General features: G+C 30.1%; 15 protein-coding genes. 6 read left to right on the top strand and 9 right to left on the bottom strand.

The window, feature by feature from the left end:
• The first annotated feature begins 97 nt into the window (after nt 1-97).
• From KGF45_RS10800 to KGF45_RS10780, 5 genes are all read left to right on the top strand, one after another.
• Nucleotides 98-1,990, top strand: coding sequence for a sigma 54-interacting transcriptional regulator (locus KGF45_RS10800; RefSeq protein WP_227827661.1), 1,893 nt, complete (start codon nt 98-100; stop codon nt 1,988-1,990).
• A gap of 267 nt (nt 1,991-2,257) precedes the next feature.
• Nucleotides 2,258-3,232 carry a 2-keto-3-deoxygluconate permease gene (locus KGF45_RS10795; RefSeq protein WP_227839653.1) on the top strand — a complete coding sequence of 325 codons (975 nt, stop codon included), beginning with the start codon at nt 2,258-2,260 and terminating at the stop codon, nt 3,230-3,232.
• A gap of 20 nt (nt 3,233-3,252) precedes the next feature.
• On the top strand, nt 3,253-3,528 hold the full coding sequence (locus KGF45_RS10790; RefSeq protein ID WP_009891186.1) for a UxaA family hydrolase: 276 nt from the start codon (nt 3,253-3,255) through the stop codon (nt 3,526-3,528).
• 12 nt (nt 3,529-3,540) lie between these two features.
• Nucleotides 3,541-4,704, top strand: a complete 1,164-nt coding sequence (locus tag KGF45_RS10785; protein WP_227842544.1) for a UxaA family hydrolase — start codon at nt 3,541-3,543, stop codon at nt 4,702-4,704.
• 355 nt (nt 4,705-5,059) lie between these two features.
• The gene (locus KGF45_RS10780; RefSeq protein ID WP_227827664.1) at nt 5,060-7,342 is read left to right on the top strand and encodes an EAL domain-containing protein; all 2,283 of its coding nucleotides are present in this window, start codon (nt 5,060-5,062) and stop codon (nt 7,340-7,342) included.
• A gap of 62 nt (nt 7,343-7,404) precedes the next feature.
• Here the strand turns inward: KGF45_RS10780 and KGF45_RS10775 are convergent, their stop codons facing one another.
• The 5 genes from KGF45_RS10775 to KGF45_RS10755 form a co-directional block, all read right to left on the bottom strand.
• The gene (locus KGF45_RS10775; RefSeq protein WP_227842543.1) at nt 7,405-8,745 is read right to left on the bottom strand and encodes an MATE family efflux transporter; all 1,341 of its coding nucleotides are present in this window, start codon (nt 8,743-8,745) and stop codon (nt 7,405-7,407) included.
• 11 nt (nt 8,746-8,756) lie between these two features.
• Nucleotides 8,757-9,539, bottom strand: a complete 783-nt coding sequence (locus tag KGF45_RS10770; RefSeq protein ID WP_227827666.1) for an ABC transporter ATP-binding protein — start codon at nt 9,537-9,539, stop codon at nt 8,757-8,759.
• 14 nt (nt 9,540-9,553) lie between these two features.
• Complete coding sequence (locus tag KGF45_RS10765; protein ID WP_227827667.1) at nt 9,554-10,576, bottom strand: FecCD family ABC transporter permease; 1,023 nt, start codon at nt 10,574-10,576, stop codon at nt 9,554-9,556.
• Nucleotides 10,577-10,581: 5 nt separating this feature from the next.
• The gene (locus tag KGF45_RS10760; RefSeq protein ID WP_227827668.1) at nt 10,582-11,595 is read right to left on the bottom strand and encodes a FecCD family ABC transporter permease; all 1,014 of its coding nucleotides are present in this window, start codon (nt 11,593-11,595) and stop codon (nt 10,582-10,584) included.
• A gap of 128 nt (nt 11,596-11,723) precedes the next feature.
• The gene (locus KGF45_RS10755; protein WP_227827669.1) at nt 11,724-12,662 is read right to left on the bottom strand and encodes an ABC transporter substrate-binding protein; all 939 of its coding nucleotides are present in this window, start codon (nt 12,660-12,662) and stop codon (nt 11,724-11,726) included.
• A 280-nt stretch (nt 12,663-12,942) separates the two neighbouring features.
• Between KGF45_RS10755 and KGF45_RS10750 the strand changes: the two genes are divergently transcribed.
• Nucleotides 12,943-13,407, top strand: coding sequence for a hypothetical protein (locus tag KGF45_RS10750; RefSeq protein ID WP_227827670.1), 465 nt, complete (start codon nt 12,943-12,945; stop codon nt 13,405-13,407).
• A gap of 122 nt (nt 13,408-13,529) precedes the next feature.
• On the opposite strand, the gene KGF45_RS10745 is transcribed toward KGF45_RS10750, so the two are convergent.
• The 4 genes from KGF45_RS10745 to KGF45_RS10730 form a co-directional block, all read right to left on the bottom strand.
• A complete protein-coding gene (locus KGF45_RS10745; protein WP_227827671.1) occupies nt 13,530-13,847 on the bottom strand; it encodes a PTS lactose/cellobiose transporter subunit IIA in 318 nt (105 codons plus the stop codon).
• Nucleotides 13,848-13,859: 12 nt separating this feature from the next.
• The gene (gene chbG / locus KGF45_RS10740; protein ID WP_227827672.1) at nt 13,860-14,591 is read right to left on the bottom strand and encodes a chitin disaccharide deacetylase; all 732 of its coding nucleotides are present in this window, start codon (nt 14,589-14,591) and stop codon (nt 13,860-13,862) included.
• Between the two features lie 22 nt (nt 14,592-14,613).
• Nucleotides 14,614-15,924: a 6-phospho-beta-glucosidase gene (locus tag KGF45_RS10735; RefSeq protein ID WP_227842542.1), complete on the bottom strand. Its 1,311-nt coding sequence runs from the start codon at nt 15,922-15,924 to the stop codon at nt 14,614-14,616.
• Nucleotides 15,925-15,998: 74 nt separating this feature from the next.
• A complete protein-coding gene (locus tag KGF45_RS10730) occupies nt 15,999-17,315 on the bottom strand; it encodes a PTS transporter subunit EIIC (protein WP_227842541.1) in 1,317 nt (438 codons plus the stop codon).
• Nucleotide 17,316: the final 1 nt, after the last annotated feature.

Raw genomic sequence — 17,316 nt, 5'->3', positions numbered from 1 at the left:
ATAATTAAATATAAAGTAAAATATTAAAATATCACTAATAAAATTTAGTTATAATAATAATCTTTAAGTTTATTTGATGAAATATGGAGGAATTATTATGAAAGAAATACTTGTTATTGCTCCTACTAAAGGAACCTATGAAAAATCGATTCACATAGTAAAAAAATATAAGTATACAAACATTGACGTTGTATTTGGTAACTTAAAAGAAGGAATACCACTCGCCGAAAAAAGTATTAACCATGGTACTAGAATTATCATAAGTAGAGGTGGAACTTACAATATGTTAAAAGAAACGTATAACATACCTATAGTTGAGATTAAAGTAGATGCTTATGATATTATAGAAAGCTATAAGGAAGTTAAAAATTCAAATGAACCATTTGGGATAATTGGATTTAATAATGTTATATATGGCTTTGATATTATAGAAGAAATATTGAATAAGAAAATAACGATGATTGAAATTGAAAAGGAAGAAGAAATTTATAATGCTATAGAAAAATATAGAAAAAAAGGCATCAATACATATATAGGTGATACTACTGTTGCACATATTGTTGAAAGACTTAATTGTAAGGGAATATTAATTGAATCTAGAGAAGAAAACATACTTAGAGCCATTCAACAAGCTGAACAAATACTAGACGCAACTAAAGATGAACAAAAAAGAAGATTACAGATAGAAGCTATGACAGATTTTGTACATGATGGAATAATAACAGTTGATAAAAATTTTAAAATCACATTATTTAATAAGAGTGCTGAAAAAATATTTGGTATAAAGAAAGAAAATGCACTTTATCATAATGTTATAGATATTATTCCAAATACAGTTTTACCTCAAGTAGTTGAAACCATGGAACCACAAATTGGTGAAATACAGAATATAGGAAGTACAAAAATCATCACAAATAGAGTTCCAATTATCGTTGATGGTCAAATTCAAGGGGCAGTTTCTACATTTCAAGACAGTAAGGAAATAAGTTCATTTGAACACACAATAAGAAGAAGTCTATTAAACAAAGGTCTCTCTGCCAAATATACATTTGATGATATAATCTATGCAAGTGAAAAAACAAAAGATTGTATAGAAGTTGCAAAAAAATATGCTTGTTATGATACTCCAATGATTATTACAGGGGAATCTGGTGTTGGTAAAGAGCTATTTTGTCAAAGTATTCATAATTATAGCAAACGTAAAAATGCTCCTTTTGTTGCTGTAAACTGTGCTGCAATACCTCCATCTTTAATAGAAAGTGAGTTTTTTGGTTATGAAGAGGGCTCATTCACAGGAGCAAGAAAAAAAGGAAAAACAGGTGTATTTGAATTGGCACATGAAGGAACAATTTTTCTCGATGAAATAAGTGAAATTCCAATTGAACTTCAAGGAAGATTATTAAGAGTCTTACAAGAAAAGCAAGTTATGAGAATTGGTGGTGATAAAGTTATTCCCATAGATGTAAAAATAATTTGTGCTTCAAATAAAGACCTAAAAGATATGATGCGTGATGGTTTATTTAGACGAGACCTTTACTTTAGAATAAATATATTAACATTGTACCTTCCTTCACTCAAAGAGAGAAAAGAAGATATAATAAAATTATCAGAATTTTTCATAAAAAAATATTCAGCTAAATACAATAAGATACCTTTAATTATCACTCCAAATATCAGACAAGCTCTTCTTGAAAAAGAATATGAAGGAAACATAAGAGAATTAGAAGGAATAATCGAGAGAGCTGTTATTATAGAATCATTTGATTCAATTTTATCAGAAAAATACAATAGTGAATGTGCAAATACTATAACTGATACAGATAAGGCTGATTTTAAATATAATAACTTAGACTTAAAAACACTAGAAAAAAAATATATATACAAAGTCTATAATGAAAATAATAGAAACACTACAAAAACTTGTGAAATACTAAAAATCACTCGCTCTACCCTATGGAGAAAGTTAAAAGAAATCGAAAGTGATGTTTAAAAATAATACATATATAATATATCGAAACGTTTTATGTTTAATTTTAATACATAAAGCGTTTATTTTTTTCTATTTAAAATTCTACTACATAATAAATAGATTATTTTTTTCGCTATATTTTTCCATATATTTTTTTTAATCTAAGTAATCTACAGTATTTTATACGAATATTAAAAATACTTATAAAAATTAAAACTATATGACACCTCTATTGGCATAGTAATTGCTTTTAAATACTTATATAAAAATTAAAAGGAGTGATACTAGATGCATATCTTAAAATCGGTGAAAAAGATACCAGGAGGACTTATGGTCTGTCCCCTGCTATTGGGAGCACTATTTAATACAGTATGTCCACAGGCTCTTGAAATTGGAGGATTTACAACTTCCTTATTTAAAACTGGTGCAATGAGTATACTTGCTCTATTTTGTCTATGTAATGGCGCTCAAATCAACATAAGACAAGCAGGCAAACCTTTGACTAAGGGCATAGTACTCACGGCAACAAAATTTATAATTGGTGCAGTACTAGGTATTATTGTTAGTAAATTCATTGGTCCTAAAGGCATAATTGGTATTACACCTCTTGCTATAGTTGCTACTATGACTAATTCAAATGGAGGTCTATTTGCTGCTCTTGCTGGTGAATATGGAGATTCTACAGATGTTGGTGCGATATCTATATTATCTCTAAATGATGGTCCATTTTTTACGATGCTTGCCTTTGGGGTAACTGGACTTGCAAATGTACCTATAGTAGCTTTATTTGCAGCACTCATACCAATACTACTTGGATTTATACTTGGTAATCTCGATGAAGATATACGAGAATTTCTTGCACCTGGTACAACATTATTAATACCTTTCTTTGCTTTTCCTCTAGGAGCTGCATTAAACTTTAACCAAATTATAACTGCTGGATTCCCTGGAGTTATACTAGGTCTTGCTGTAACTCTAATAACAGGTATGGGTGGATATTTTGTAATGAAACTTATACGTGCAGAACATCCAGCAGTAGGTGCAGCTACTGGTACAACAGCAGGTAATGCAGCTGGTACTCCTGAAGCTTTAGCCGCTATTGACCCTACACTTGCCACAATTGCGGCCGTTTCAACAGTACAAGTTGCTGCTGCTATCATTGTTACAGCAATATGTTGTCCAATGCTCGTCTCCTATTTGGATAAAAGAGAAAAAAGAAAAAAAGCTATTTTTAAAACAAATAAAAACATAGAAGTAAACTAATATTTTGAGGAGGTAAAAGTATGAACGCAATTATTCATGCAAATGAAAAAGACAATCTAGTTACATGTGTTAGACCTTTAGTTAAAGGTGAAAAAGTTTCAATTGATGGAAAATCTTATATAGTAAATGATAATATTCCTGTTTTTCATAAGATGGCTACAGAAGATGTAAAAAAAGGTGATGTTGTTTATAAATATGGCGAGATTATAGGAATTGCAACAGTTGACATAAAAACTGGTGACTATGTTCATGTACATAATATTGAAAGTACACGTGGTCGTGGAGATAAAAAATAGGAGGTAATAAAAATGAAATTAATGGGTTATTTAAGAGAAAATGGACAATATGGTATTCGTAATCATGTTTTAGTTATTCCAACATCTGTCTGTTCAAGTGAGACAGCCATAAGAATTGCAGCACTTGTTCCTGAAGCAATAGCTATCCCACATCAACATGGATGTTGTCAAATTGGCTCTGATATAGAGCTTACAGCAAAAACATTAATAGGATTTGGTAAAAACCCTAATGTAGCTGCTGTTTTAGTAATTGGCCTTGGATGTGATGGTATTCAAGCAAAAGATTTAGCATCTGAAATATCTACAACAGGAAAAAAAGTTGACTATGTTGTTATACAAGAATGTGGTGGAACACTAAAAGCAATAGCTAAAGGTGCTGAAATAGCAGGTCATATGGCTCGTGAAATATCAAAAGAAGTAAGAGTTGAATTTGATATGAGCGAAATTACATTGGCACTTGAATGTGGTGGCTCTGATCCAACAAGTGGAATCGCATCAAACCCTTCAATAGGAATTGCATCAAATCTTCTTATAGACGAAGGTGGAAGTAGTATATTAAGTGAGACTACAGAAGTAATTGGTGCAGAACATTTATTGGCTACTCGCTTTGAAGATGAAAACATGAAAGAAAAGTTTCTTAAATTTGTAAGTGATGTAGAAAAAAGAGCAATCACTATGGGAGAAGATTTACGCAGTGGTCAACCTACTCCAGGTAATAAAGCTGGTGGATTATCAACAATTGAAGAAAAATCACTTGGCTGTATGTATAAAGCAGGGGACAAACCATTCAAAGGTGCTCTTGAATATGCTGAGATTTTACCTTCAGATAAGAAAGGATTATATTTTATGGATACTCCAGGTCAAGATATAGATTCTATCACTGGTATGGTAGCAGGTGGTGCACAGATTGTAATCTTCTCAACTGGTAGAGGTACTCCAACAGGAAGCCCAATTTCACCAGTTATTAAAATTACTGGAAACAGTGATACATACAACAAAATGATAGATAATATTGATATAAATGCAGGTAGAATTATAACAGAAGGTGCTAAAATTAAAGATATAGGTAAAGAAATATTCGATGAAATAGTAGAAGTATGTAATGGCAAACACACTAAAGCTGAAAGCCTTGGTCATAGAGAATTTGGTATTTACAGAATTTCATCTACATTCTAGTTTGTAATAAATATAAGGTATTGTTTTATAAATTCAATATTTATGCAGAGACTATAAATTAAAAATCCTTTATAAATGTTTTTTCAACCCCAAAAAGAACTGTATCAAAATAGTTAAAATAATTTTGAAAACAGTTCTTTTTTTATTTATAAAATATTATAACTCATAACAATATTATTTAATTAAATTCCAGTATAAATTATAAGAATATCTTCCCTACTTTTTAAAAGAATCTACATAAGAATAAGCGTAAAAATAAAATTTAGCGCCTTCACAGATATAAATATTTGGTATAATATGTCTGAGAGGAGTCTTCTTTGTAAGCCAATAAAAGATGGAGGATGGAATATAAAAAATGTATACTAAAAGCGCACAAAATAAAAAAATAATAATTACTTTATTGCTAACTCTTATTATAATTGTGTCCTTAGTTTGTATTACTTTTGTTATGACACTACATAAAGTAACTCATAGTGAAACAGAACGCTATCTTACAGAAATCTCAGAGAGTGTCTCCACTACAATTAATGTAAAATGTAAAAGTATATTTAAAATATTATACTCTATAGGGGATACTTATTTTCAGTTTAGTGATAACAATAAAAATGTCACTGAATATTTATCTAAAAAATCAAAATTATTGGAGTTTGATTGGTTAGGTATTGTCAATTCTAATGGGAGTTTTATAGGCACTGATGAAAGTACAGGTAATGTTAAAGGACAATATTTTTATAGAAAAGCTCTTCAAGGTGAAGAGACAATTACTCCAATCAAATCTCAATCTGGTATATATGGAATTTTATATTCTGTACCACTTTATAAAAATGATAAAATAGTCGGAGCTGTTACTGCTTGGAATACTCTTGATACTATGAGAACTTTACTAAGCGTGGAAAGTTTTGGTGGTGAAGGATTTTCTCAAATCATTGACAAAAATGGAAATTTTATTGTAAGTTCAGACAACAAAAACGCGCCAAAAAATGTTGTAAACTTTTTCGACACAATTAAAAAACATGGAAGCTATACTGGTAAAAATACTCTTGGAGAAATGAAAGCAAACTTAAAAGAGAACAAAAAAGGTTCTATGTACTTTACATTGGATGATGGTATTTATAAAGCAATGCACTATGTTCCTCTGGAAGAAGAAAATCTATACCTACTTTCAATTGTTCCAGTAAAAGTAGCAAATGCACAGTTTGATTTACTTCTAAAAAAAGTAGTTTTTATCAACATTTTAATTATTATATTATTTTTATTACTTATCATATCAATTATATTTATAAATCGCAAAAATAGAGAACAACTTATAAAAATCGCCTATGTAGACCCTGTAACTAAAGGCTATAGTAAGGCACGTTTTGATATGGAAGCTAAAGAAATCATACAATCATCTTCATCAGGAACCTATTCATTAGTATCTATAAATATTCAGAAGTTCAAACTTATTAATGATTCTTTTGGTAGTGACGCTGGAGATAAAACATTAAAATACATACATGATGTAATTGCTAATTATTTGGAACGAAAAGAATTACTTTGTAGAGTTTCTAATGACCAGTTTAATATTCTTATTAAAACTATTTCACAGAAAGAAATTCTTAAGTACATAGAAAATATTACAAACGATATTAACAGTTTTAATAAAGATAAAGAATGTAAATATTTCATAGCTCTTTCTATAGGCGTCTATAAAATTGATGACCCAAATATACCACTAGTATCAATTCAAGACCGTTCAAATGTAGCACGAAAAAATATTAAAGGAAATGCTGTAAATCATCCACTTTACACATGTGTATTTTATAGTGATTTAGAACGTTTGAGAATGCTTAAAGAAAAAGAAATGGAAAATAGAATGGAAGAAGCATTAGATAATAATGAATTTGTAGTCTACCTCCAACCTAAGGTAGACCTTAAAAACAATAATATTGTAGGTGCAGAAGCGTTAGTACGATGGCAAGACCCAGATAAAGGTCTTATTCCACCAAATGATTTTATTCCTTTCTTTGAAAAGAATGGCTTCATCATCAAACTTGACCATTATGTGTTTGAAAAATCATGTGCCATGATACGAAAATGGATAGACAATGGAGAAACTCCAATACCTATTTCAGTTAATTTTTCACGTGCCCATTTAAATAATAAAGATTTTTTGAAAAAATACAAAACAATTCGTGATAAATACGATGTTCCTGCTAAACTTTTGGAAATCGAATTAACTGAAACACTTGTATTTGATAACTTACAAATGTTACTCAATGTAATAGACCAAATCCATGAGGAAGGTTTTCAATGTTCACTAGATGATTTTGGAAGCGGATATTCTTCACTTAACATGCTAAAAGAAATAAAAGTCGATACTCTAAAACTTGACCGAGCATTTTTTAGTGCTCCCAATGCAGATAATATATCTGAAAATCATGTAATAGAATCTGTAGTTGAACTGGCAAAAAAATTAAATATGAATAGTATATCGGAGGGTGTTGAAACAATCTTACAGATGGAATATCTAAAGAAAATTAATTGTGATATGATACAAGGATATGTTTTTTCTAAACCTATACCTCAAGAAATATTTGAAAAAATGGCTTTTGGAAAAACACTAGATGAAGTCAATACAAGCGATGCCATAAAATAATAGCCTGTCTCTATAAAATGATTTTAATCATTTTGAGACAGGACTTTTTATTTTTCAATATTTTAGGCTTGATTCATCTTAAATTCTCTTCTTAAGAACAATAATACAATTATCATAGCAATAAAATCTGCAATTGGCTGTGCTAACCAAACCCCATCTAAATTAAATCGAATTGGAAGTACAATAATCAATGGTATAAATAAGATAAACTGTCTCAAAAGAGTCAAAAACATAGAATGTTTAACTTTACTTACACATTGAAAATACACAGGTCCAACAATAGAAATCCCCATTATAGGCAAGGTGATTAAATTTATATTTATACCTCTTACAGCTATTTCCATTAGATTTGAATCTTTGTTGAATATGCCAACAAATACTTCAGGAAATACCTGCACTACTAAAAATCCAAAAGATAATATAACTATAGATACTAAGATAGACAGTATTAGGGTTTTCTTTGCACGGTCAAATTGCTTTGCTCCATAATTATATGATATTATAGTTTGCATACCTTGATTTAGACCAAATACAGGCATCATAAACATCAACAAAATAGATGTAAGAGCTGTCATAGCTCCAATAGCCAAATCTCCACCATAAACCTTTAGAGAATTATTAGTAAGTACATGAGTTATACTTATCGCTACTTCCATTGCAAATGGTGTCATACCTATTGCAAATATTTTTTTTGTTATATTTATATCTAATTTTAAATTGTATTTTTTTAATTTTAAATTAGATTTCCCTCTTATAAAATAATGTGCTACCCAAATAAATACCACGACTTGACAGAGTACAGTTGCTATAGCTGCACCTTTTATACCTAAGTTAAACACAAATATAAATATTGGGTCTAATATCAAATTTAGTATACAACCTACTATCATTGTTCTAGCTGCTAACTTAGGATTTCCCTCTGCTCTAATTGCATTATTTAAAGAAAATGCAATTAGATTAAATGGAGTTCCAAGCAATATAACACTCATATAGTCTTTTGCATAAGATATTGAATCTTTGCTTGCTCCCAAAAGAAAAAGTATGTCTTCTAAAAAAACTAATCCTAATACAGTTATAATTATAGATATAATTATAGATAGTGTAAGGGCATTACCCAATATTTTTTCTGCTTCTTTCTTATTTTTTTCTCCTAACTTTATAGATAAGCTTGTACTAGCACCTACTGATACTAACATTCCAAAAGCTATTATTAGTGTAAATACTGGCATAGTTACACCAAGTCCTGCAATAGCTATAGACCCAACTCCTTCCATAGAGCCAATAAAAGCTCTATCTACTACATTGTAAAGTGAAGTTACCATCATCGCTATTATTGCAGGTATTGAATACCTAAATAATAAAATCCATATTTTTTCATGTCTTAATGCTTCTTGATTTTCCATGTTGTCACCATTTATACCATGTCATAAGTTATACAAATTGGTTTATTTGTCCTTGGGTCTGTTGCTATTTCTGCATCGATATTAAACAACTCCTTTAGATTATCTTTTGTCATAACATCGTACGCATTACCTTGACAAACTATCTTACCTTTCTTAATACCTATCATGTGGTCAGCAAATCGTGCTGCGTTATTAAGTTCATGTATTACCATGACAATAGTTCTTCCTTGTTTTTTGTTTAATTCATCTAATAATTTTAGTATTTCTAATTGATGAGCTAAATCTAAATATGTTGTAGGCTCATCTAATAAAAGTATATCAGTCTCTTGTGCCAAAGCCATAGCTATCCATGCTCTTTGTCTTTGTCCTCCTGATAAATCTTCCATACTTCTATCCTTAAACTCTGAAATTCCAGTAACCTCTAAGCTCCAATTTACAATATCTCTGTCTTCTTTACTAGAATTTCCAAATCCACTTTTATGAGGGAATCTTCCATATGAAATTAGCTCTGAAACAGTAAGACCACTAGGAGCTTGAGGACTTTGTGGAAGTACAGCCATACTTTTCGCTATCTCCTTAGATTTTTTCTTATATATATCTTCTCCATTTATATATATATTTCCATTTTTAGGGCTAATAATTCTTCCTATTGTTTTAAGTATTGTAGACTTTCCACAACCATTAGCCCCTATTATAGTAGTTATCTTTCCTTTTGGTATATTTAAATTTAAATCTTTTATAATATCTGTATTTCCATATGATACATTTAGATTTTTAGTATTTATACAATTCATAACAACACCCTTTCCTAATCATTTGCCAACATTAAATAAATAAAGTATGGTACTCCTATTATAGAGACAACTATACCTACTGGTATTTCTATAGGAGCAAGAATATTTCTAGATATAGTGTCTGCCACTAAAAGTAATAATGTACCTATCAACGCTGATACTGGTATTAGTCTTTTATGTCTTGGACCTATTATCTTTCTTCCTATGTGTGGTGCTATTAAACCTAAAAACGAAATACTCCCTGCTACGGATGTTGATACACCAGATAAAATCACTGCATATATTATGAGTCTTCTTCTTTGCTTCTCTACATCTACACCAAGACTTGTAGACACTTCATCACCTAAGTTCAAGACATCTATATACTTAGCCTTATACATAGTTATTCCCATAAAAATCACTATAAATGGAAGTACAGCTATTACATATTTCCAACTAGTTCCCCAGATGCTACCTGATGTCCATACCATAACTCTATTAAATTCTTGTGTTGTAAATTTTAATTGAAATATCGTCAAAATTGAAGTAAAAGCGATATTTACGCCTATACCAATTAGTAGTAACCTTGATGAATTTATTCCACCTTTCCATGCAAGAGAATATATCAAAAATGCTCCAAACAAAGCTCCTACAAGTGCAACAACTGGCATTGTAAATACAGTGAGATTACTCATGCCTTCATAAACATTACCATTCATAAGATATATATAAACAACTACAAATAATGCTGCTCCTGAATTTATACCCAAAATTCCAGAGTCAGCCAAATCATTCTTTGTAACTCCTTGAAGTATTACACCTGCTGTTGATAATGCTGAACCAACCAATAACGCTATTATTATTCTTGGTAATCTCAGTTTAAATATTGCAATTTCATGATTACGCTGACCTTGACCTATAAAAGTCTTTATAACATCCATTGGTTCTATAGAAAATGAACCTAAATTTAAACTAACTAGAAAAGCAATAAAAATAAGTACCATCAAAATTGATATAACAAGTAAAGTTTTAGAATTTGTTTTTATAATATTTTTCATAGCACCTATTTATTCCCCTTTCTAACAAGATATATAAATATTGGAACTCCTATAAGAGCAGTTATAGAGCCAACTGGAGTCTCATATGGAGGATTTATCATTCTACTTAATATATCCGTATATACAAGTAGCACAGCTCCTAGAACCAAAGAACTTGGTATTATATACTTATAATCTGAGCCTACTATTCCTTTAGCTATTTGAGGAACTATGAGACCTATAAAAATAATATTACCTGATACTGAGACAGATGCTCCAGTCATTAATATTACTAAGACTATACATATAAACCTAACAATGTCAGTTTTTTGTCCTAGCCCTATTGCCACTTCTTCTCCAAGACTTAGGATAGTTATTCTTGGGGCCATAATCATAGATAGTATAAATCCAATACCTCCAACTATAAATAATAGCTTTATACCTTCCCACGTCACGCCTACAAGTCCTCCTGATATCCAAAAACTTAATTGCTGAGATAGATTAAAGTACATGGATATTGCAGATGCCAAAGAAATTAACAATGTTCCAAGAGCTACCCCTGCAAGAGCTAATTTTACGTTATTAACTCTTCCTCTTGATTTGGAACTTATAAAATATATAAATAAACCACTTATACTTGCTCCAATAAATGCAAATATCATTATGCTAAAGCTCCCATGTATAAGTTTAGGAAATTTTTGTTGAAGTACTAATGATATTGCAATTGCAAATGTAGCTCCCTGTGTAATTCCTATAACAGAAGGTTCAGCTATAGGATTTCTTGTTATTCCTTGCATTATAGCACCTGAAACTGCTAAAAATCCTCCAACAAGTGCTGCTGCTATTGCCCTTGGAAGTCTAACATCCTTCACTATTCTCATATTTATTCCATCTTCCATATTTGTCAAACTACTTATAACAGTCGATAGATTCATATCTTTAGCCCCAATAGTTATGGATAATACAATTCCAAATACAAGCGCAACTATACTTATTAATATCAACGAATAAGTCAGATTTTTTTTACTAAGTGTAGTCAATTATCCTACCTCCTTTTCCCTTTTAATTGTTAGTACAGTAATATTCATTAGGTATTTTATAATTTTAAACTTATTAAAAATAGGTGTGAAAAATGAACATCATTATCTCACACCTAATAAGTTAAGAATTACTTTGTTAATTCATTTTTAACTGATTCTAATAACAACTCTTTTCCAATTGGATTATATGATTGGCTGAAAAATGGAGCTGCATCAAGTATTGTTACGTTTCCATCTTTTACTGCTCTTATTTGAGCCCATATAGCACTATTTTCTAAATCTTTTTTATCTGATTCTGTAGCTATCACAATTATATGGTCTGCATCTATATCTGTAAGACCTTCCATACTTACCATTGGTAATGTTATTCCATCTTGCTTTGGCATATTTTTAGGTCTAGCTAATTTCATATCATCATTAATTAAAGTTCCAATTCCTCCATCACTAAACACCATAAATTGCCCTGAACTTGCTAACACTGGTAAATAAGTTTTTTCTCCATTTTTTTCTACAACTTCTTTACCTAGTTTTGTAGCTTTTTCATCATACTTTTGTAACCAATCCTTAGCTTCGTCTTCTTTATCAAATATTTTTGAAACATCAGTTAACTTACTTCTCCAGTCATTTGCATAATCTTTCATCATGACTACAGGAGCTATTTCTTTTAATTGGTCATAGATTTTTTCTTGTCTTTGACTCATTATTATTAAATCTGGATTTGCTTCTAATATAGCTTCCATATCCATAGTATCCATCATAGAGTGACCTACTATCTTTACATCTTTAAGTTCTTCTCTTATGTAACTTGGTAATTTATCAGTTTCATATGAGTCTATATTTGCTGTTGCAATAGGTGTATAGCCAGCTATTAATAATTCCTCACTACTTCCTGATATATCAACTATTTTTTTAGGATTTGATGGTATCTTCACCTCTCCCTTAACAGATTGTACAACTCTTGTATCTGATTTTTCTTTATTATCTGTGTTACTATCTGAACATGCTGTAACAAGTACTAACGTAGTTATAATAGATATAAATATTGCTAATGATTTTATTTTTTTCATGATTATTTCTCCTACTTGTTTATTATACTTATATGATATTGATTATCATAAGCACATATTTATTATAGCATTTTTCTAGTTTTAGTCAATATTATTTTGCAAAAGGATAAAAATTCCTAATTAATCTTAATTATATATACTACAGATAAGGTTTTCTTTTATTTAACAATAAATTTTATACCTGTTTTTTATGTAAATATAATAAATAGAATGACTTTTCAGTTAAACAATGATAAAATGCAAGGTACAAAACAGTAATTTAGTAAGGAGGATTTAAATCGTGGTACATTTAGTATATTGTGATAATGCAGGGAAAAAAGGAGAAAAGGTCTTAGACAAAATTTTAGCGGGAACTAAGACGATGGTAATTAGAGGTGCTGCTGGTAGAAAAATACCACATAGCAGAGTATTTCAAGGAGAATTACTTTATTTTATGGAAAAAGGAACTTCAAAAATTTCTGCAAAGGCTACTGTTAAAAAAGTAGACAACTATGTTAAATTAACAGAAGACGAAATTTGCAAAGTTCTAGATGAAAATCAATCAAAATTAAATTTATCCGAAAAGCAAAAAATTCGTTGGCATAAAAAGTGTTTATGCTTGGTTGAGTTTGAAAACGTTCAAGAAATAACACCTCTTGATTTCGACCACCAAGGGAATATGGATGATTGGCTTATTATTGAAAAAATTGAAGATGTAGTTGTTGGTACTAGTATACCTTACAATTACGAAAAATCTAAATTTTAAAATATTAATAAAATAATAAGAGATTCCTAAGTTATAACTTTTAAATTTATTCTAATAAAAAAGAGTGTCTTTAATAATTATAGAAATTATTAAAAACACTCTTTCATAATAGTTAAATTAGACTACTTGCTTTCCAATCTTTCATACAAATCTACAAATTCTTCTGCTAGTTGTTGAAAGTTCATAGATGTCATTAAATGGTCTTGTGCATGAACTAATATAACACTCATTTCAGTTTTATTACCACTAGCTTCATTTTGTATTAATTCTGTCTGGAATTTATGTGCTTTATGAATTGATTCTTTTGACTTTTCAATGCACGCTCTAGCATCATCTATATTTCCGTTCTTTGCTTCTTTTATAGCTTCAAAAGCTAGACCTTTTGCATCACCTGCAAATCCAATTATTCCAAAAGATATTTCTATCATCTTCTCATCCATCTGTATTACCTCCTAAATATCTCTATAGCTTGATATGACTAATCCATTTTCTCTCAAAAACTCTCTGACTTTTTTAGATGTAAGTATTTTGTGCTCTTTCGTTCTATCAATTGCATAAGATGTAGAATTTAAAATATAATCATCTAAAAAAGCTGGGTGAGACATAATATCCACTACATCATACTTCATTATTTCTTCTATATTTTTTATAAAATATTCTTCACTCACATTTTCTTTATAAAAGCTATCTATTAATGGAACTATTTTTGAATACTCTAAATCGTATTCAAAACCTCCTCTTATTGGAAGATTATACTTATTTACAATTTTCTCTATTATTGGTTTTAAATTTACTAAAGTATGAATATGATGATGACTATCTAAATGAGATATGTCTATTCCAAGTTCTTTTACTCTATCTATTTGAGCACAAAGTTCTCTATAAATCTCGTCATAATCCATTTTTTTAATAATTTCGTCTGTAATTCTTCTAATAAAAAAACCTTCTTTATCAACAATAGTTTTTAAGTTAGACAATAATGGTCTACCACAACTTAAAGTCATATGAACTCCACAATTTAAATCTCTATTTTCTTTAAGTAGCTTTACTCCATGTTCTACACCAGGCATATTTGCCATCATAGATGTAGACTTAACTATTCCATTATTATGAGCTGATATTATACCATAATTCACAGCTTCGCAATATCCAAAGTCATCTGCATTTATTATAATTTTAGTCATACCATAACCTACTTTCTATAAACTATCTATTAAATCTAGGAAGATAATCTTTATGAGCTTCTAACATTTCATCTAATATAGTTTTTGCCAAATCATCAGATGGAATCAATGGGTTTATACAAAGTGCCAATAGAGCAGAATCATAATCTCCATATACAGCTGCTTTGGCTGCTAAAACTTCAAATGACTTAATTTGACTTACTAACCCATGTACAGAATCTGGTAAATATCCTATACTTAATGGTCTTGGTCCATTTTTTGTTATTACACTACTTACTTCTACTGCCTGCTCATCTTTAAAGTCTCTTATAGCCCCATTATTTAATGTATTAACTACTTGGATGTCTTTTTTATCATTGTATATAGAACTTATTAGATTACAAGCAGCATCACTATAATAAGCTCCTCCTCTTTTTTCAAGTTGAGGTGGTTTTATATCTAGTTTTTCATCTTTATATAATTCAAATAATTGTTCTTCTAATTCTTTAACCACTTGACCTCTAGCTTTTCCCTCTTTAAACTCTAATAACTCATCTTCAAGCATTTCTTTAGTTTTATAATAATATCTATGATATGGGCAAGGTATAGCACCTAAAGATTTTATAAAATCAGCATTAAAATCAATTGCCTTTATATTTTGCATACTTATATCTGCTTTAACAAACTTATCTATTGCTTCATTTGTAACATCTTCTCCATCTAAAGCTACATTAAGACCATAAACCATATGATTAAGACCTGCAAAATCCATACTTATTCTATCACTTTCTACATTGAATAGTTTAGCTACATCATTTTTTAAATGAATTGGGACATTGCATAGACCTATATATTTTTTAAAGTTAGTGTATTTGAATACAGCTTCTGTTATTATTCCTGTTGGATTTGTAAAGTTCACCATCCATGCATTTGGACATAATTCTTCCACATCTTTTATTATATCAAATATAACTGGTATTGTACGAAGAGCTTTAAACAACCCACCTGCACCATTAGTTTCCTGTCCCATAACTCCATGAGATAAAGGAATAGTTTCATCTTTAATTCTTGCATCTAAAAGGCCTACTCTGAGTTGTGTTGTTACAAAATCTGCGTCTTTTAAAGCTTCTCTTCTATCTAAAGTAAGATTTATTTTCATATCTATTCCAGCTTTTTTTACCATTCTTTTAGCTAGATTCCCTACTATATCTAGTTTTTCTTTTCCATCTTCTATATCTACAAGCCATAATTCCTTTACAGGTAGCTCCTTATATCTATTTATAAAACCTTCTACAAGTTCAGGAGTATAACTTGAACCTCCTCCAATTGTAACTATTTTTAGCCCATTTTTCATCTCATTATACCATCCTTACTTATAATTTAGTATATATTACAGAACTTTATCTGTTTATTGTTGAATAAAATTACCTAGTTGTTAATTTTTGTTAATTTTTTAGCTTCCATTTTTTCAGATGCTATAACAAATGGAATGTATATTAATATTGACAATATTAAATTAAATAGTGCTAAAGCTCCTCCACTCCAGTCACCTGTGGCCATTGCTCCACCTAATATAGGAGGTGTTACCCAAGGTATTTTAGGTAAAATTACTGGTGCTACTAATCCAAAATCTATTGCTAAATATGATACAGCACTACACACTACTGGTGCAAGTACAAATGGAATCATAAAAATAGGATTTAAAACTATTGGAAGCCCAAATATTAATGGTTCTCCTATATTAAATATTGCTGGAGGTCCCCCTAACAATATCATCTCTTTACGTCTTCTTCCTGCTATTAATAAAGCTACAACTAATCCTAATACCATTCCTGAACCACCTAAATACACAAATGCATCAAAGAATGAACCTGCAAGTACATGATATCCTTCAGTTGCACCTGCTTGAGCTAAGGCAGCGTTTTCTCCACCTAATTTCATAAGTATTGTTTCTGTAAAAGGAAGTGCTATATTTGCACCATGAAGACCAACAGTCCAAAGTATATGAATTATAAATGCAATAAGCATTGTAGAACCTAAACTATCAGCTACGTTTGATAGTGGTGCTCCTAAGTAAGTATTCAAAATATCTGTTAAGAAACTTCCATCTGAAAGCATTTTTATAAATATTCCTATTACAGTAAATATCATTATAGTTAACATTCCTGGTATTAACTTTGCAAATGAGCTTGAAACTGCTGGTGGAACTCCATCTGGCATTTTTATAGTTAATTTCTTTACTTTAGATAATCTTACAAATATCTCAGCAGATAATAACCCTATTAATATAGAAGAGAAGAGTGCTGCTGTTCCTAAGTAAGTCTGTTGTATCATTCCCCATCCTTCAACTGCGCTAGTACCACCTTCTGGAACTATCTTACCAATTTGTGGAGCCATTATAAAAAATATAGATAGTGCTATAAGACCAGCTTGTAATCCATCACTTTCATAAGACTTTGCTAGGAAATAGGCAACACCTATTACTAAAAATACTGCCATCGTACCTATAGCTCCCCACCAAAGGTCTTCTCCAAACATAGTCCAATTTTCTCCAAATATATTTGCCATCAGATTTTTATACGCTTCTAATGGCAAGTTGTTTATCAATGTTCCCAATGCACCTACCATAGTTATAGGTATCATTGCTATAAATGCATCCCTTACTGCTACTAAGTGCCTTTGAGCCCCTACCTTTGCAGCTACAGGCACTATATATTTATCCATAAATGACATGAATTTTTCCATT

The sequence above is a fragment of the Clostridioides sp. ZZV14-6154 genome (assembly GCF_020657785.1).
Classification (GTDB): Bacteria; Bacillota; Clostridia; order Peptostreptococcales; family Peptostreptococcaceae; genus Clostridioides.
The sequence above is the reverse complement of the archived record's forward strand: the minus strand, read 5'-3'. Positions and strand labels throughout refer to the sequence as shown.